We start from the raw sequence: 17725 nt of genomic DNA on the forward strand, positions 1-17725 counted from the left end.
TTCATGATCACGTCGTTACAGCCAATCCTCCGCACACGCACGCTCGTCCTGGCGTGGCTTGTCATCGCGGCACCCTCTGCGACGATCGCCGGGTCGGACGCGCTGACGATCTACCACAAGGAGCGCATCCGTCGCCTGGGTATTCGTGAGGCACTGTCGCACGACAACGCGACCTTCATCGCCAAGCTGCTGAGCGATCCCTCCTCCCCCTACAGCGACGTCATCGAGCAGCCCGTGTTGGCGAACGATGTCGACTGGGCCAACGCGGTCGCGGCATGGCCGGCAGCCGACCAGGACACCGCTCTTCGATCCCTGCAACGTACGCTCGGCCTGACCCGGGCCAGGCCACGCGTGGACGTCATGCCCTTACCAGGGTTTCGCGACGACTTCGTCGCTGCCAGCGCAACGAAAGCACGGGTAGATGCGGATATTTTCTGGCATGCGCTGGATCTGACAGGCTACAGCCATTCCACGAAGGCCGCCGTCTATGCGATCGCACTGCAGCGGCTCAGGGATCAGGTCGCGGGGACACCGGACCCGGCCCGACGAAACGCACTGGGCATCGAAAAGCCTGTGCTCGACCGAATGATGAAGGCGCAAACACTCGATCGGATTCCTGCCAGCGATCTTCGCTACCTGGGGCTGCTCGTGCAACATCTCGTGGTTCATCGGGTCGTTGACGAAGAAAGCTCCTTGCCTGCATCGTATCGGATCGCACGTATCGCAGCGGCCTACCGCGATCTCCAGGGCTATGTCTCCGCACCACCGTGCACACCCGATGCGACTCCGCGCCCGTCGCATGCGGGCACCGGATCGAAGGACGATCCCAGGCCGCTATGCTTCGTGGCAGCGACCGATCGCGCCGTGCATCGTTGGTATCTTGCCGAGGCGCGCAGGCAAGCGAGGGGCGCACCTGATCCGAACCATGTGAGCCTCATCGCCCGACTTGAATACCTCATCGCGCCCGTGCTGGTTCTGCTGGATATCGCGGCACTGGTCGAGGTCGGCGAGATGCTCATCGCCGACGAGATGGTCGCCGAGGGAAGCCTGTCCGATGTCGAAGCCGACGTCGCCACGTCTCGCGTCTCCCGGCTCAGCTGCCCGGTCGAGGGGTAATCCTATGTGCACGTTCTTCCGACGGCAGCGGATCGCGCTGCTCATCCTTTTTCTGTCGTCACCGTCGAACGCCGGCACGGTGTCGATCCAAACCGTCGGCGTCGACGAGGGCAACGTCACCGCGTTGCTGGAGGCGAGCGTACAGCGCAGCATCGACGCCATGCGCGCCCTGATCGGCCAGACGCACGCGGGTACGTATATCGCCCGGCGGTGGGAATCGATCGAAACACACATGCGCGAGGCACCGATCGCACGTTTCGAATATCGGTTTCAGACGGCGGGCCAGCCAAGGCTCAAGGTCTACCATGCCATGGGAGGAAAACCCCTGGGGCTCGTGGCCCGTGAGGCTTTCGAAGGCTCGTCACCGTTGCGCACCCCGGATTCCCCGGATTCGGACTTCGAGTGGACGGACGAGGCGGAAGCGCGCTTTCAAAGCGTCAGGCCGAGCGATGGCGAACTGGCGGCGGCCGAAGACGCGGATACCGTGTTCTACACGGGATTCGATGACCTCGATGTACGAGCCCCGTTCCGTTCACCATCGGGCTCCGTGATGGAGGCGTTTTGGCACGAGGGCCGATACCACGCGCTCGATCCTGAATACAAGGCCCTGCGAGCCATCGAAGACGACCTGCGCAACGGCGTGGTAGCTCGCGGCGGCGAAATACGCGGCATGGTCAGTACCGGAGCGTGCACGACGTGCAGGGCGTCCGCGCGTCAGCTCGCGGCGCACTTCGACGTGGACATCCACATGACCCAGATTTTCGGGTCGGTCCCGCGAGCGCAGCGCGATGCACTCGTGGCGTCGGGGAGGGCCCGGCTGAAAGGCCTCAAGCTCGTCGATGCCATGACCGACCGCTCGCTGCTCGCCGCCGACGTCCTGGCCGATGCGCGTGCCGTGCAGGTAAGGCGCAACCTCAATCCCAGCGCATTGAACCGTGTCATCAAGGGTGTTCCCTGGAGCGGCCACGCCCTCCAGTTGGCTGCCCCCCGCCTCCCCCGGATTTCGGAAACGTCGACCGCGAGCGATGAATCGCCGTCCCTTCCCTCCGATACGCCCCACGCGGCTCCGCCGGAATGCTGACCGTCACGCATCGAGTCACGTACCCCGGGGTTTGGCCCGGTGCGTAGCCGTAGCCGTCCACGGATCGTCGGGCCAAGGATGCTTGGGATAACGTCCTTTCAGCTCCTTTCTGACGTCCGGATAGGTGCGATTCCAGAATCCCGCCAGGTCTTGCGTCACCTGGATCGGCCGCCCTGCGGGCGACAGGAGGTGAAGCATGACAGCAACGCGTCCATCGCCGACGCGCGGCGTGTCGGCCAGACCGAACAACTCCTGCAGCTTCACGGCGAGTACGGGGGGAGCGGACGGATCATCCTCGCGCGTGCCGTACTCAAGACGCCGACACATACCGCTGGGCACGCGAAGTTCATCGGGTGCCAGCGCATCGATAAGACGGCGCTGGTCGTAGTCGAGCATGGCGGCGAGCGCTTCGGAAAGCGCGGAGGCCTGCAAGGCATCGAGGCGACGCTTGCCCGTCAGGTAGGGAGCCAGCCAGTCGCCAAGGCGGATCAGCAATGCCTCATCGCTGACATCTGGCAGCCCGGCGTCGGGCAACCAACCGCGAACGGCATTGATGCGGGCTCGAAGACGTTGCGCATGCTCACTCCACGGGAGGCATGCGATGCCTTTGGCACGAACGGCCGCCAGCAGCGCGGGGACGGCGTCATCACCGGCAACCGGCACGGACTTGCGCGATATCACGATCGCATCAAAACGGCGTTCCTCGAATGCCTCGGCGATCTGGCGTGTTTCGTCCCACCGAAGCACGCGCTCGACGATGAAGCGGTTGGGGTAATCCCGTTCGAGGACATCCTCGTCCACGGGTGCGGCCGAGAAGACCAGGCTATCGCGGGCATCCAGACGTAGGTCGAGCACGACCAGCCATGGTTCGCCATGCAAGGCGCTCGCGTCGTGCAGGCGCACGCCCCGGCCATTGGACAACAGGTAACGTGCCGCCGGCCCATCATCGCGCCGTCCCACGCGATCGGGAAACGCATGCACCAGGAGGTTGCCGACGGTGCGACTGTCCGGTACGCCGCTGGCCGCGGCACGAACGTCGAGGCGGCGACGCCATCCCGCTGACGCCTTTTCGATGGCGGCGAGCGCGCCGGCATCGGCGGTCCCCGAGCGAGCCGCTCGCGCGCCACCATCGCGCCAAAGGTGCAGGGCATGCAGTCGCTGCCGGAAGTCATCGTTGCGCGCCGCTTCGCCGCGCAGTGGCGAGCGCGCTTCGGCGAGCGCGAGCAGGTCGGCAACGAGCGCACGGCTCGACGCGGGCGCACGCAAAGCCGCCGCTGCGAGGCGCGGCGTCGCGCCGAGTGTGAGCATGCCGCGCCCGAGCGGCGTGATCGCATCCAGATCGTCCAGAGCACCCAGGCGGCGCAGCAGATCGCGCGCCTGCCCCATCGCACCGGCGGGAGGCGCATCGAGCCACGGCAGGCGGTCACTCCCCCAACCGGCCAGTTCGAGGGCAAGGCCGGATAACTCCACCTGCTCGATCTCCGCGACGCGCGATGCTTCCAGGCGACGGCTTTCGGGCCACAGACGGTAGGCGCGTCCAGGCGCCACGCGCCCCGCACGGCCGGCGCGCTGATCGGCGGATGCCTGGGAAATCGCGACCGTCTCCAGCCGGGTAAACCCCGATGACGGATCGAAGCGCGGCTCTCGCGCCTGGCCGCTGTCGACGACGACCCGAATGCCCGGCAGGGTGACGCTGGATTCGGCCACGTTGGTGGCCAGCACCACGCGACGTGTACCGGGATCGGCCGGGGCGAGCGCCCATTGCTGTTCCGCGAGCGAGAGTTCACCGTGCAAGGCGACGACCTCGACACCGTCGCCCAGCCGATCGAGCAGGCCGCGCGCACGTTCGATCTCACGCCGACCCGGAAGGAAGGCCAGCACGTCGCCCTCGTTCTCCCGCAACGCTAGCGCGACCACCCGCGCGAGATGGTGCTCGACGGTTTCCTGAGTGCGCGCCGGCGGATGGACGATCTCGACCGGAAAGCCACGGCCAGGACTGGTAATCCGCGGCGCGCCCAGCCACCGCGCGATGCGCTCGCCGTCGAGCGTGGCGGACATCACGACCAGACGAAGCGTGGGGCGCAGGGCCGACTGGACGTCGAGCGCCAGCGCGGCACCGAGGTCGCCGGCCAGGTGGCGCTCGTGAAACTCGTCGAACAGGATCGCACCGACGCCCTCCAGGGAGGGATCGTCCTGGATCATCCGACCAAGGATGCCTTCGGTGACCACTTCGATGCGCGTACGTGGTCCGACCCGCGATTCGAAGCGGATGCGATAGCCGACGGTCTCGCCTACCGATTCCCCCAGCTGCGCCGCCATGAAAGAGGCGGCGGCGCGCGCCGCGATCCGCCGGGGCTCGAGCATCACGATGCGCTGCCCGTCGAGCCACGGCGCGTCGAGCAAGGCCAGCGGCACCTGCGTGGTCTTGCCGGCGCCGGGCGGCGCTTCGAGGACAAGGCGAGGATGCCCGGCCAGTGAGGCGAGCAGGTCGGGAAGGAGCGGCGTGATGGGAAAAACGGGACGCATGCCGCGGTATGGTACGCAAGCCGGCTACGACGTGTGCGGGATCGGTGCGTGAAGGGCCGGATTGACCGCCCTCACGCACCGAAGGCTGCTGACGATCGCCCGGCGGGGTCAGCCCGGCACCGCCTCCTCGACGACGGAATCACCCGCCGGGGCGGCGTCGCGATCGAGCGGCCTCAGGGAGCGGAAGGCGCGCCGATAGTCTTCCGACACGCGGCGCGCATCCTGGCCGTTCGCGATCACGCGCGGCGTGATGAGCACCAGCAGTTCGGTGCGTACGTCTTCGGTCGTACGCTCACCGAACAATCCGCCGATCAAGGGAAGGCGCGACAAGCCCGGCACACCGCTGCGTTGCGCGGCGTCCAGTTCACGGATGAGGCCGCCCAGCAGCACCGTCTGACCGCTCTGCACCGCGACCTGGGTGTTCAGCATGCGCTTGACGATGGGGACGTTGGCACCGGTACCGTCGGGATCGGCACGGCTGACTTCCTGCACCACGTCGAGATACACCAGACCGCCGGGATTCACGCGCGGGCGCACCTCCAGGATGACGCCGGTGTCCTTGTACTCCACTTGCCCGACGGGGTTGCCGCTGCCCGCGCCGGTATTGACGAAGGTCTGCGTGACGGGGATCTGGTCGCCGACCTGGATCTTCGCCTTGCGATTGTTGACCACGACCAGCGAAGGCGCCGAAAGGATCTTCGTGCGGGTGTCACGCTCCATCGCACGCAGCGCGACCTGGAGTTCGGAATTCACGAACGAATAGAACAGGGTATCGGGACGCAACGCGTCGGCACTGGCCTGACCGAGCGCCCAGCGCTGTCGGTTGCCCGGCTGGGCGACGGCACCGTCCCCTCCGGCGAGTCCCTCCAGATACCATTGCACGCCGAAACGGAAGTGGTCGCGGAGGGTCACTTCGAGGATGCGCGTCTCGATCTGCACCTGCAACGGCACCGCGTCGAGCCGTTCGATCGCCTCACGCACCTGGACCCATTCGGAAGGGCGTGCGTGCACCAGCAATTGATTGTTGGCGTCCACCGCCGTCACGCGGATGCCCGTGTCCGCACTGCCGGAGCGAGAAGGCGCCGCCGTGGCCTTGGGGGTCGACGCCTCGAAAAAGGATGGATCGCTGTCACCGGTCACGCCCGGGGACGTGTCCGGTCCCTTGGCGCCTGCGCCCGCGACACGGGTCGCCGTCAGACCGGGAGCCACCGGCGAACCACCCGTGTCGCCCGCGACGGCGGCGCCGAACACGTTGCCCACATAGCGGGCGAGGTCGGAAGCCAACAGGTTGCGCACGTCGTAGATGAACAGGCGGGGACCATTACCGCCGCCGCGGTCGATGCGTCCGATCCATTCGCCGACCTGATCGAGCAGCTCCGCACGCATGGCGATAGCCACGATCGACCGCGTCCGCTCGATCGGGATGAACCGGACCATGCCCGCGATGGGCGCGCCGCCCTGTGCGCCGAAGACCGCGTCGAGCGCCTGCATCATTTCGTTCACGGGCGCGTGGTCGAGCGTGAACGTGCCGACGGACATGCCGGCCACCCAGTCGACGTCGAACGTGTCGATGGTCTCACCGTAATTCGCGAGCTGCGCGGGCGTGCCGGCCAGGACGATGACGTTGTGCGCGGCGTCGGCGAGCAGCGTCGCCTCCGGCGTCACGAACGGTTGCAGCAGGCGAAGCATCTCCGGGGCGGCGACATGGCGTAGCGGATAGAGCCGAGCCCCCAGACCAGCCCTCGGTGCACCGGCCGCGAGCCGTGGCACGACCTGTCCAGCGATCGCCTGGGACGACGGCACCACGTCATAGCGGTCGCGGGTCGTCACCAACGCGTTGCCGGTCCACGCGAGCAGGGTCTCCAGGATGGGCAGGGCATCCTCGCGACGCACCGGCCGGGCCGTGGAAAACGTCACCGCCCCGCGCACGCCGGGTGCGATGGCGTAATTGGCGTCGAGCAGATCGCCCAGGATCGCTTTGACCACGGCATCGACCGGCTGGTTCTCGAAGTTCAGCGTGACCGCCGCCTCTCCGGATGCCGCGGCGCGTGGCGCCGCGCGTTCGAGCGGGCGGACGAAGCGGCCGCTACCGCGAAGGATATCGGCGGGGGCGCCCGCTTGCGTGCCGGACCCATGGACGGCATCGCTCGCGAGCGGCCGTGGAGTGGGCGCGGGAGCATCGGCGCCCGCGAGGGCCTCGTATTCCAGCGTGTGCGAAGTGCGGATGGGCTTGACCGGGGCGCAAGCCGCCGTCAGCGTGGCCGCGACCAGGGCCAGGCCGAGGATGCGTCGTTGCATGTGTCGCTCCTTGTTGTCTTCCTTGACGGCGCGGGCGGCGCCGTTACCTCGATTGCGTGTTCTGCTGTTGCTGTTGTTCCATGCGTCGCCGCTGCACGGCGGCCTTCAGCGCTTCGATGCGGGCCTGCTGCAGCGCCTGGTCGTCCTGCCGGGGCGGCGCCTGGCGTGTCCCGGTCGACGCCGGCTGCGGTGGCATCGGACCGGCGATGCCCGACGATGCGCCACGCTGTTCGATGTGGATGCCATTGCCGACCTGGGTGGGGTGTGGCATGGGCGGCGGGTTGGGAGGCGGCACGGGCTGTCCGTTCTTCGGCGTGTTCGCCAACGGATCGGGGGCGGCAACCTTGAGCGTCAGCTCGCGGCGTTCGCCACCGTTGTCGAAGATCGCGCTGCGTGGGGTGAGCGATGCCAGCGTCCAGTGGCCGTCCCCGAGCGCCGCGCCTTCTTTCACACGGACCGTGGGTGTTTCGGCATCCTTGTTGGTATCGCGCAGGAGCGCCATGCGCAGGCCCGAGGTCATGATGATGCCGGTCAGTTCGAGATCGCCGATGTTGCTGGCCGAATCGTCACCGCCGGTGGACGCGACCGGCTTGCGATCGGCCATGAACAGCGGACGTTGCCAGACATCGGCGAAGGCGGTGATCGGCGTCGGCGTCGGCATGACGGCCGCGCGCATCTGCGGCAAGGGTTCGGGCGGCGCGGGTTCGTCCCACCGCACCCCACGCCCGACGCCCATCGCGAACGCCCCGCACACGGCGGCCAGTACCAGCGCCACGCCAACGAGCACCGGGGTAAGACGGCGTTGACCGGCGGCGTTCACGATGCCGCCTTCGCCGCACGCGCGGCATGGATGTAGCCCGAGACGGTGAACTGGACCTCCATCGGTGCGGTGCCCCCGTTACGCGCGGCCACCGGATTTCGGTAGATGCTGAAATCTTCGATGAAGAGATACGGCGCGGCTTCTTCGATGTCGTGCAGCACGGCCGTCATCGGCTGCATCTGACAGCGCAGGCTGATGTTGACCGTAACCTTGCGGTAAGGATCACCGGCTTTTTCCTGGCTGGGCACCGGCATCTTCTGCACCACGTCGCACGCGCCATCCTCGTGATGGGCGGCGGCCACGTCGACGATGCGCTGCATGAGGCCGGCGGCCGCGGCGTTGGTGTCGTCGCCTTCCAGAAACGCATCGCTGCGTGTCTGCCCCTGTTCGAGCGCCGCGAGGCGCTTCTCGAGCAGCGGGCGCTCGGCAATGGCCGTGGCGAACCGGCGTTGCGTGTCGCGCAGGTCGCTCATCTCGTCGGCGATGGCGAGCTGGGGCGCCACGAACCACCAGTGGACCAACGCGAAGTACGCCACCGCGATCGCCACCACGAGCAGCAGGATCGCGGCGATGCGGGATTCACCGGGCTTCATGCGCACGGGCGGTCTCCTTGGCGGGCTTGGGCGGGGGCGCTTTCGCCCGTGCGGGGGCGGTGGACGCGCTCGCGGCGGCGGAGGGCGCCGCGTGCGGATGCGTAGCGGCCCCGCCCGGCTTGGGCGTGAGCGCCTTGGCCTGCATGTAGAAGCGCTCCTTGCCGGACGTGGGGTCGCTCTGGATGGTGCCCTGGAAACTCGGTTCGCCGATGTAGGCGGCCCCCTTGAGGGCATCGATCAGGCGCGCAGCCTGCGGGCTCTGTCCCTGGAAGCCGATCTGTCCACTTGCGTTCACGGTGAAGCGCTCCAGCCACGTATCGTCAGGCAGGCGCGCGGTAAGCTCGGCAAGCATCGGCAGGATGGTCGGCGACTCGGCCTTTCGACGTGCGAGGAAGCCGGATGCGCCTGCGCTCTCGGTGAGGCGCTGGCGAAGCGCCTTGACCCGTTGCGCGTCGGTACGCAGTGAGTCGACCTCGGCACGCATGGCGTCAAGCGCCGCGTTGCGATTATGCAGCCAGCCGGCCATCGCGCCGAACGACAACAGGACGATCACCGCTACGAGCGCGGCGTTGAGGCGGGCGCGTCGGTCGACACGGCGTGGCGCGCGCGCCGGTGGAAGGAGGTCGACCCCGGCCAGCCCTTGGCCGTCGCGGACGTCGACGCGATCAGGCGTGACGCGCAGGCCGGCGAGCTCGTCGAGCTGGGCGTCGAGCGCTTGTCGCGGCGTCGCGGCGAGTTCGGCGACGAAGCGACCTTCGGGCGCCACCTCACCGAGATCGCGCACGCCGAAGTGGATCTCCTCGGCACGGAAGGGCGTCTGGCGGTCGAGGTCGAAGCCGACGACCTGCCGCAGGTTGTCGCGGGCGGCCAGGGGCAACACGAGGCGGCGGCGCAGCACGCGCCCGGGGGGCAGCACGAGGGCGACGCGGCGATCGGCGGGATCGGCCTCCGCTAGCGCACCCGCCAGCACGGCGATGCGACGCTCGATGTCTTCGGCGTCGTCAGCGACCGCCAGCGGTTGTGCCTCGTCCACCCGGCGCAGCGACCACGCCTCGTCCTGGCGTTCGACGACATACCAGCGCCTGCCACCGGCGAACGCCTGGCGCCACCGGGCAGGCACCAGCGCACCCAACTCACCGCCCCACCACCGCAGGAAGCCCGGCAACGCGCTGCCTCGCCAGGCGCGGCGCAAGCGTTCGAGCTGCAGTTGCGAGGCATCCTGCAAAGCGGTCATTCAGCGTCTCCTTCGCGCCAACGCAAAATAGCGTAGGGCTGGTTGCCCGATCTTATCCCACGTAGTCGGATCGTCGATGTCAGCGAACTTCTCGTGCCGTCGTCAAGGGTCGCTTCGGCACGTATCGTGTGCGTGACACCGTTGCCACCCGCCGCGAGCGCGCCTTGCGACTGTCCGCGCTGGGCGAGGATCGCCTGGGCGCCGTTGTCGCCCAGGCCGGGAACCGCCGCGAGGGCCAGCGGCGGCGCATGGTCGGTGTTGGGCCGTTCGCGCCCGGACCAGATCGTGAGCACCGGCTGCACCCTGGCCCACAGGTCGGGATCCATGCCCAGCACCATGCGTGCCTCCTCCACCGTCGCGAACGGCGCGTTTCGCGGTCCGTATCCGAGCCCGGCCGCGTCGTATTGCGCCTTCTTCGCCCCGTTGGGCGACGGATCGTCACCGGGACGGCGCCAGTCCTCGATCGCCGCGGCCACGTGCCGGGCCTTGTCGTCATTTGCGCCGGCCGCCTTAAACAGTCCCACCAGCACGTCGTCGGACGCTGCGTTGAGATCGATCTTGCCGTCTTCGTCGACGATGGTGATGGCGACGTTCGCACCATCGAACTGAAAAGGATAAACGCGCCCGTCGGCGATCCATCGCGAGTCGATGTCGGGCGCTTGCAGGCCGGCCACGGCGCGGGCGAATCCCGCCTCCGCGGCGTAGTGCGCGCGCACCTGCGAAAACTGGTAACGGGCCTGCAGGCCCTCGGTACGGGCCAGCGCCGCGAAACCGCCCAGCATGATCGCCAGCAACGTGCATCCCCACAGCACGATGAGCAGGGCCACGCCACGCCGCTGCCGCCACCTCATCGGATCACCGGCCCGCGCGTGCCGCGCCCCATGAAAAAGCCATTGCGCGAGGCCGACGGATCGATGCGGATCGGGGCCACCATGTCGGGGAAGGCCACCCCACCGTTCGCCGCGAGCTGCACGCGCACGAGAGAGGGCGTGCGACGCGCGTCCGGCCAGGTGTCCTGCCAGTCCATGGGGCGATTCTGATCGTCCATGCCGCGATAGGCGAAGCTGCCTGAATGGATGTCGCGCAGAAGGACCTCCGGCTCGCCCAAGGGCTGGGGATCGCTGCCGTCCGGCGGAAGCAGGGCCAGCGAGACCTCCAGCCGTTGGCGATGCGGGCCGTCGTCGACCAGCGCGAACGTCAGCATCTGCGCCCCGAGGCGGGAGAGGTATCCCGGCAGGGGCGCGACGAACCGCATCCGCTGCGGCTCGCCGCTGAACACGAGGGGATCACCGTCGTCGGTCTGGCCGAAGGGCATCACCAGCGCCTGCGCGAGCTCATTGCGGATAAAGGTCTGGGCGGAGCGGATCTCGTCCATGCGGGCGATGGCGTTGTCACCGCTGCGCACGATGCGCGTGGCGGTGCTGATGCCCGAATAGACGCCGAGCAGCACGATGGTGAGCAAGGCCAGCGCCGCGAGCACCTCCATGAGACTGAAACCGCGGGACGGCCTCACGGCGAGGCTCCCGGCGGTCCGCCCAGCCGCAACGTGGAGAACCGGGCGTGGCGCTCGTCGCCGCCCTTGCCCCACATGACGTCCAGGTCGAGCCGATACATCACGTTGCCGTTGGTCGGGTCGCTGCCCGGGTCGGTGCCGGGCACCTGCCACGGCGTGACGTCCAGGTGCCAGCGATAGGTGGCGTCGAAGCGGCCATCGGTGCCGCCGGACTGGATCGGATCCATCACGAACGCACCGTCGAGCAGCGTGCGTGCGCGCAGAGCCGCCTGCGTCCGCTCGTTCGCGCGCGCGGTGAGTTGCAGTGCGCTGCCGGCCACCTGCATCAGGGCAGCGAACGCGATGGCAAGCACGGCGATGGCGGCGATGATCTCGAGCAGGCTGAAACCGCCCTGGGACCGCGCCACGTGACCCTGCACCGGGTGACCCGGCACACTCATCGGGTGTCCACCACGCTCACCGCACCGGTGAGCCACGCCACGTTGACGTGCCACTCGCGGTCGCCCCGCTTGAGCGTGATGCGGCCACCGGTGGAACTGCCGTCCGGAAAGAAACGGATGCGGCCCGTGGTGGCGTTGGCCTGGTCTTCGCGCGCGCTGGTGATGGACACGCGCATGTCCTTGGGCAACCGTACATCGGCCTTGCCCGGCGCACGGTAAGTGGCGCGGGCGGTATCCACCTCGAAGGCGAGGTCTTTGCCGTGCACGATCGACTGCGCACGCGTCCACCGCAGCGCGGCGGCGACTTCACCGCTGGCCGCGTTGACGCGGGCACTGGCCAGGCCTTGCGTGATGGGGATCGATACCGCCGCCGCGGCCACGCCGATCAGCAGGATCACGGCCAGCATTTCGAACAACGTGAATCCGCGCGTGCGCATGGCCGTGTATCGCGCCTTCGTCCCTTACTGCCAGTTGCCCACGTCGGCCGAGTAGCCGTCGCCGCCGGCCTTGCCGTCCTGACCGTAGAACACGAGGTCGAAGTTGCCGTGTTCGCCCGGGTAGCGGTAGCCGAAGGCATGGCCCCAGGGGTCCTTCAGGTCGGATTCTTTCGCGTAAGGGCCCTGCCAGCCCGGCGCGTCGGCCGGCTTGGCGATCAGGTCGCCGAGCTGGGCCGGCGGGGTGCCGTTGTCGAGCGCGTAATTTTCGATCTTCTGGCTGAGCGTGGTCAGCTGCGCCTTGCCTGCGCCGTATTTGCCCTTGTCGACGTTCTTGCCGACCTGGGTCACCACGATGGCGCCGATGATGCCGATCAACACGATCACGGCGAGCATTTCCAGCAGCGTGAAGCCGCGGGCGTGGCGGTGTCGCAGGGTACGCGTGGGACGCATGGCTAGCTCCTTGGCACGAGGGGATCAGTTGATGTTGCTGGTAAGGCTGAGCAGCGGCAACAGGATCGCCGCCATGATGAATGCGACCAGCACCGTCATGACGATGGTGAGCGTGGGCACCAGGGCGGCGAGCAGCCTGTCGATGGCCCGCTTGGCTTCGACATCGAAGGTGTCAGCCACCTTGAGAAGCATCGTATCGAGCGCACCGGCTTCCTCGCCGACCTGGATCATCTGCAGGGCCAGCCGGGGAAACCGCTCGGTCTGGCTGAGTGCGCTCCCGAGGCCGGTGCCGCCCTTGACCCGGTCGGCCGCCTGTTCGAGCGCCTGGTCGAGCGCGCGGTTGCCGGTGACCTGGCGCGCGATGGATAGCCCCGCCAGCAGCGGTACGCCGTTCTTGAGCAGGGTGCCGAGCGTACGCGCGATACGCGCGGTCTCCACTTTGAGCAACAGCGGGCCGGCGACGCGCATCGTCAACAGTCGCGCATGGAACGCCAGGCGCGTGTCCGGGTCGCGCAGTCGCACGTTGAACAGTACGCCAAGCACGATCAGCACGAGCATGCACGCCCACCACCAGTCGCCCACCACCGTGCCGATGGCGAGCACCACCTTGGTGATGAGAGGAATAGGCACCTGCATGTCGGCGAAGATCGGCACGAACTGCGGCACCACGTAGGCCAGCAGCAGCACGAGCGAACCGAGCACGCCCACCATGAGGAACGCCGGGTAGATGAGCGCGTTGATGATGCTGCCGCGCAGCGCCTGCGAGCGTTCGAGGTAGTCGGCGAGCCGGCGCAGCGTGTCGTCGAGCGAGCCGCCGGCTTCGCCGGCACGCACGAGGCTGATGTAGAGGCGGGGAAACACGCCGTTTTCCTCGTCGAGCGCGGTGGACAAGGTGGTACCGCCACGTACCCGGTCGCGCACGCGCTCCACGAGGTTGCGTGCCCGCTCGCCTTCGGGCAGGTCGAGCAGGATGCCGAGCGCCCGATCCAGGGGCTGACCCGCGCCCAACAGCGTGGCGAGCTGATGCGTGAACTGGGCGAGCTGGTCGCCGGTGAAGGGGCCCTTCTGGAACCATCGCGCGAAACCGCTGCCCGCCGCATCGCCGTCCGCGGGCGCGGCTTCAAGCGGGGTATGGCCCTGATCCTGGAGCCGGGCGACCACGTCTTCGACGGACGCGGCCTCCATGCGTCCAGATAGCACCTCGCCGACGGCACTGATCGCGCGATAACGGAACTGGCTCATCCGGTCGCCCCTCAGGACTCCTGCGTGACGCGCAGGACCTCCTCGATGGTGGTGATGCCGGCCACCGCCTTGGCCAGTCCGTCTTCATACATCGTGCGCATGCCCTCGGCACGGGCCTGGCGTTCGATTTCGCCCGCGTCGGCACGCTGCATCACGAGGCGACGCAGCGGGTCGCTCATGACCAGGAACTCCATGATGGCTCGTCGTCCGCGGTAGCCCGTGGGATTGGCGGCGCTCGAACCGGGCTTCCACAGGCGGATGGGCCGCTCGTCGGTGTATTTGTCGAGCTGGAACTGCTCGATCACTTCCGGCAGCGCCTCGTAAGGCTCCGCCGTTTCGGGATCGAGCCTGCGCACCAGTCGCTGCGCGAGGATGCCGTTGACCGTCGAGCCGAGCAGGTAGTCTTCCACGCCCATGTCGAGAAGGCGGGTGACCCCACCGGCGGCACTGTTGGTATGGAGGGTCGAGAGCACCAGGTGGCCCGTGAGCGCCGACTGGATGGCGATGCGGCAGGTCTCCAGGTCACGCATTTCGCCGATCATGATGACGTCCGGATCCTGGCGCACGATCGAACGCAGCGCCCCGGAGAAATCGAGGCCGATCTGCGGCTTGACCTGGATCTGGTTGATGCCTTCGATCTGGTATTCGACCGGGTCTTCGACGGTGATGATCTTGACGTCGGGCGTGTTGATCTGGGCCAGGGCGGTGTATAGCGTGGTTGTCTTGCCCGAACCGGTGGGACCGGTGACCAGCAGGATGCCGTGCGGTCGGTCGAGCACCTCCACGAAGCGGTCGCGGAAGTTATCGGTGAAGCCGAGCGAGGCGAAATCGAACACCACCGACTCGCGATCGAGGATACGCATCACCACCGATTCGCCGAAGCTGGTGGGCACCGTGGAAACGCGCAGGTCGAGCTCCTTGCCCTGCACGCGCAACTGGATGCGGCCGTCCTGGGGCAGTCGGCGCTCGGCGATGTTCAGCCGCGCCATGATCTTCACGCGCGAAATGACCGCCGCGGTCGAACTGGACGGGGGGGCCTCCACTTCGTGCAACACGCCATCGATGCGGTAGCGCACCTTGAGCCGATTCTCGAACGGTTCGATGTGAACGTCGGACGCGCGCTGTTCGACCGCACGCTGCAGGATCAGGTTCACCAGGCGGATGACCGGCGCTTCGGAGGCGAGGTCGCGCAGGTGTTCGACGTCGTCTTCCTCGGCCGCGCTACCGTCGAGGCTCTCGACGATGCTGCCCATCGCGGAGCGGCCCTGGCCGTAATACCTTTCGATGAGGTCGTCGATTTCCGAGCGAAGGCCCACGCGCAGCTGCACCTCGCGCCCCGTCGCCAAGCGGACGGCCTGCAACGGGTAGGGATCGGCGGGATCGGCCACCAGCAGGGCCACGCCCTCGTCGCCCTCGCGCACGGGCACCACGTGGTATTGCTTCAGAAAACGCTGCGACAGCTCGATATCGGCCGGCGGGAGGTCGGGCGCATCCTTGGCCGCGAGCAGCGGAAGGCCCAAAAGGTCGGCCCAGGCGTCGGCGAGGTCCCGTTCGGACACCAGGCCCAGCCGCGCCATCAGGGCGGTGAGCGTGCCGTCGGGCGCCTCGTCGTGAAGGCGGCGCGCCCGCGCCAGATCGGTGTCCTTCAGGCGGCCATGCGCCACCAGGTGCGCACACACCTGGGCTTCGCCGGGTTCTCCGGTAAGCATGTCCTTATGCTCGGTCATTGCAGACATGCCATCCTCACGGTCCGTTCAATGCATGGGTTGCGCGGTCGTTCCTGACTGCGCGGGCCGATATTGGTAGCACATCCCATGCGTCGAGGGCGACCGCGACGTGTAGATGACGTGACGCATGACAACAACGCAACAACGCACGCCGCCGCGCCACGGGCGGCGACCTGACGGCCGCCGCCCGACTCGTTTACCAGCCAATACCCACGCCTACGCCGCCGGATGCCTCACCGCCGCTGACTGCGGCGCCGAAGGTCAGGCTCGCCTTGGGCGACAGGGAGCGTGAGTAACCGACCGACAGCGCACCCTGCCCCTTGTAGCCGCCGACGCCGACACCCAGTCGGTTGTCGCCGCTGACGCCCTGGGTACTGAAGGCCATCTGCGACATGGCCGCCCCCATCGCACCGACCTTGTTCAGGCGATCGTTGAGATTGCTGAAGCGGTTATCGACCTCACGTTTGTACTGGTCAAACGCCCCGCCGGTCACCACGTCGCCGAACTTCTGATCGGTATAGGCCTTGGCGCTGCTCAGCGTCGCGGCGTCCCCCTGGTCGGCGTAGGACTTCGCCGTGGTGAGGGCCTGGTCGACCTGGCCGACGTTCGCCGCGTCAGTCGTCGCAGTGCCCGCGGCGACATTGGTGATCCGGGCGCCGCCGCCGTCCACGGCGGGGGTCACCGGAATGGCCGCGCCCAACGCCGCCGTCGTGGGCGTACCGGACGCCACTGGCGCGGAGGCCGTCGCCGACATCGTGCCCGCGACCTCGGGCGTGGCCACGGCCGAGGCCGTCGCCACGGTGTTACGGCGCGGCACCGTCGTGCCGGTACCGCCAGTGCTACCGGTCTTCGACTCAAGGTTGCCCACCCGTCCGCTGAGCGACGAGATGGCGCCATCCAGCGCACCGACCGCGTCACCGACCGAACCGTAGGTGCCGCCCTGCACGCGATAGGTCGGACCGACCAGGCCGTTGGCCCCCATGGTCGCACCGCCGCCCAGGGCCATCGCCACGGCATTGCCCGCGGCGTTCGACGTGCCGGCGAAGGCGCTGGACAAGGCCGTGTTGAGCTGGCCTAGGTTGACCGCGTCACTGGTCTGCGTACCCGCCGCCACGTTGGTGATCTGCCGGTTGTTGCCCGCACTGCCCACCGACACGGTGTTCGCCCGGGTCGCCGTGGAGCCGGCGCCCAGGGCCACCGAATTGGCCGCCAGCGCCCGCGCGCTGTCGCCGATGGCGGTGGACGAGGCCGCACCCGCAAGGGCTGAGGCGCCGATGGCGGTGGCGGACTCCTTGCTGGCCGAGGCCAACGCGCCGACGGCGGTAGACAAGTCGCCCGCCGCGGCGCTGCCGGAGCCGATCGCCGTGGCGAAGCCACCGCTGGCCACGGCGTCATCGGTGCCGTCGCCGGTGCCGGTGGCCGACACATAATGCTTCGCCGCACTGACGCCGTCGGACACGGCATTGAGCTGCCCCAGGTTGACCGCGTCGGTGGCCTGCGTGCCGGCCGCCACGTTGACGACCTGGCGCTCCGCGCCCGCGCTACCCACCGATACCGTGTCGGTACGCGTAGCCACGGCGTTGGCACCCAGCGCCACGCTGTTGGCGGCGCGTGCCGTGGAGTAATCGCCCAGCGCGACGCTGCTCGCCCCGGATGCCCAGCTGTTGATGCCGACCGCCGTGGCGTTCGTGCCCGGGGCGTAGGCGAAGAAGCCCACCGCCGTACTGCCGACGCCTTCGGCCGCCGTGATGGCGCCCACGGCCGTGGCATTGGCCGCCGTGGCCTGCGCTCCAGCGCCGAACGCCGCGGCGTTTTCGCCGGTCGCGCCGGTGTAAACCAGCAGGCCGCCGCCGAGGTCGCCCGGCCCACCCACGGCCACCGACCCGTTGCCGGATGCCGTGGTCGAGCTACCGACCGCCGTGGCGTAATCGCCCGTGGCATTGGCGACCGCACCCACCGCGACGGACTGCGCACCGGCCGCGTAAGAACCTACGCCATTCGCCGTCGAAGCAAAGCCGCTCGCCACGGCGCTCGCACCGACGGCCGTGCCGCCGACGCCCGCGCTTGTCGCGCCCGTATCCACCGGCTCGCCGCCATTAGTGATCAGCGCGTTGCCGTCTTCGTCGACGGCGTTGCCGCCGACCGCCACGCTACCCGGACCCGTCGCCTGTGCGTTCGCGCCGTACGCCGCGCTGTTCTGTCCCGTCGCCACCGCGCCGTAGCCCGCGGCCGTGGACTGCTGGCCGGA

At 68.4% G+C, this 17725-nt stretch carries 15 protein-coding genes and 1 pseudogene; 2 read left to right on the plus strand and 14 right to left on the minus strand.

Annotation, left to right across the window (positions count from 1 at the left end):
• The first annotated feature begins 3 nt into the window (after window positions 1-3).
• Window positions 4-1116: a hypothetical protein gene (locus PI246_RS10360; protein WP_320551178.1), complete on the plus strand. Its 1113-nt coding sequence runs from the start codon at window positions 4-6 to the stop codon at window positions 1114-1116.
• Window positions 1117-1120: 4 nt separating this feature from the next.
• Window positions 1121-2197: a hypothetical protein gene (locus PI246_RS10365; protein WP_320551179.1), complete on the plus strand. Its 1077-nt coding sequence runs from the start codon at window positions 1121-1123 to the stop codon at window positions 2195-2197.
• Window positions 2198-2212: 15 nt separating this feature from the next.
• Here PI246_RS10365 and hrpB read toward each other — a convergent pair whose 3' ends face one another.
• From hrpB to PI246_RS18555, 14 genes and pseudogenes are all read right to left on the minus strand, one after another.
• Complete coding sequence (hrpB, locus tag PI246_RS10370) at window positions 2213-4723, minus strand: ATP-dependent helicase HrpB (RefSeq protein WP_320551180.1); 2511 nt, start codon at window positions 4721-4723, stop codon at window positions 2213-2215.
• Between the two features lie 108 nt (window positions 4724-4831).
• On the minus strand, window positions 4832-7021 hold the full coding sequence (gspD, locus tag PI246_RS10375) for a type II secretion system secretin GspD (RefSeq protein ID WP_320551181.1): 2190 nt from the start codon (window positions 7019-7021) through the stop codon (window positions 4832-4834).
• Between the two features lie 43 nt (window positions 7022-7064).
• A complete protein-coding gene (locus PI246_RS10380; protein ID WP_320551182.1) occupies window positions 7065-7841 on the minus strand; it encodes a hypothetical protein in 777 nt (258 codons plus the stop codon).
• Window positions 7838-8434 carry a type II secretion system protein GspM gene (gspM, locus tag PI246_RS10385; RefSeq protein ID WP_320551232.1) on the minus strand — a complete coding sequence of 199 codons (597 nt, stop codon included), beginning with the start codon at window positions 8432-8434 and terminating at the stop codon, window positions 7838-7840. The genes PI246_RS10380 and gspM overlap by 4 nt, the downstream gene beginning before the upstream one ends.
• Window positions 8421-9668: a PilN domain-containing protein gene (locus PI246_RS10390; RefSeq protein ID WP_320551183.1), complete on the minus strand. Its 1248-nt coding sequence runs from the start codon at window positions 9666-9668 to the stop codon at window positions 8421-8423. Before PI246_RS10390 ends, gspM begins: the two co-directional genes overlap by 14 nt.
• Window positions 9665-10519 (minus strand): type II secretion system minor pseudopilin, encoded by an 855-nt coding sequence (locus tag PI246_RS10395; protein WP_320551184.1) that lies wholly within the window; start codon window positions 10517-10519, stop codon window positions 9665-9667. The genes PI246_RS10390 and PI246_RS10395 overlap by 4 nt, the downstream gene beginning before the upstream one ends.
• The gene (locus PI246_RS10400; protein ID WP_320551185.1) at window positions 10516-11181 is read right to left on the minus strand and encodes a prepilin-type N-terminal cleavage/methylation domain-containing protein; all 666 of its coding nucleotides are present in this window, start codon (window positions 11179-11181) and stop codon (window positions 10516-10518) included. Before PI246_RS10400 ends, PI246_RS10395 begins: the two co-directional genes overlap by 4 nt.
• Window positions 11178-11621 carry a prepilin-type N-terminal cleavage/methylation domain-containing protein gene (locus tag PI246_RS10405; RefSeq protein ID WP_320551186.1) on the minus strand — a complete coding sequence of 148 codons (444 nt, stop codon included), beginning with the start codon at window positions 11619-11621 and terminating at the stop codon, window positions 11178-11180. The genes PI246_RS10400 and PI246_RS10405 overlap by 4 nt, the downstream gene beginning before the upstream one ends.
• Window positions 11618-12058, minus strand: coding sequence for a GspH/FimT family pseudopilin (locus PI246_RS10410; RefSeq protein ID WP_320551187.1), 441 nt, complete (start codon window positions 12056-12058; stop codon window positions 11618-11620). The genes PI246_RS10405 and PI246_RS10410 overlap by 4 nt, the downstream gene beginning before the upstream one ends.
• Before the next feature lie 24 nt (window positions 12059-12082).
• Window positions 12083-12508 carry a type II secretion system major pseudopilin GspG gene (gspG, locus tag PI246_RS10415; RefSeq protein WP_320551188.1) on the minus strand — a complete coding sequence of 142 codons (426 nt, stop codon included), beginning with the start codon at window positions 12506-12508 and terminating at the stop codon, window positions 12083-12085.
• Between the two features lie 24 nt (window positions 12509-12532).
• A complete protein-coding gene (gene gspF / locus PI246_RS10420; RefSeq protein WP_320551189.1) occupies window positions 12533-13750 on the minus strand; it encodes a type II secretion system inner membrane protein GspF in 1218 nt (405 codons plus the stop codon).
• Between the two features lie 11 nt (window positions 13751-13761).
• Window positions 13762-15477 (minus strand): type II secretion system ATPase GspE, encoded by a 1716-nt coding sequence (gene gspE, locus PI246_RS10425; RefSeq protein ID WP_320551190.1) that lies wholly within the window; start codon window positions 15475-15477, stop codon window positions 13762-13764.
• Window positions 15478-15673: 196 nt separating this feature from the next.
• Window positions 15674-16483 carry a YadA C-terminal domain-containing protein gene (locus PI246_RS18550; protein ID WP_407069804.1) on the minus strand — a complete coding sequence of 270 codons (810 nt, stop codon included), beginning with the start codon at window positions 16481-16483 and terminating at the stop codon, window positions 15674-15676.
• A gap of 57 nt (window positions 16484-16540) precedes the next feature.
• Window positions 16541-17725 (minus strand): annotated as a pseudogene (locus PI246_RS18555) (YadA family autotransporter adhesin); the annotation flags it as partial.

The sequence above is a fragment of the Luteibacter sahnii genome, from assembly GCF_034063545.1.
GTDB lineage: Bacteria > Pseudomonadota > Gammaproteobacteria > Xanthomonadales > Rhodanobacteraceae > Luteibacter > Luteibacter sahnii.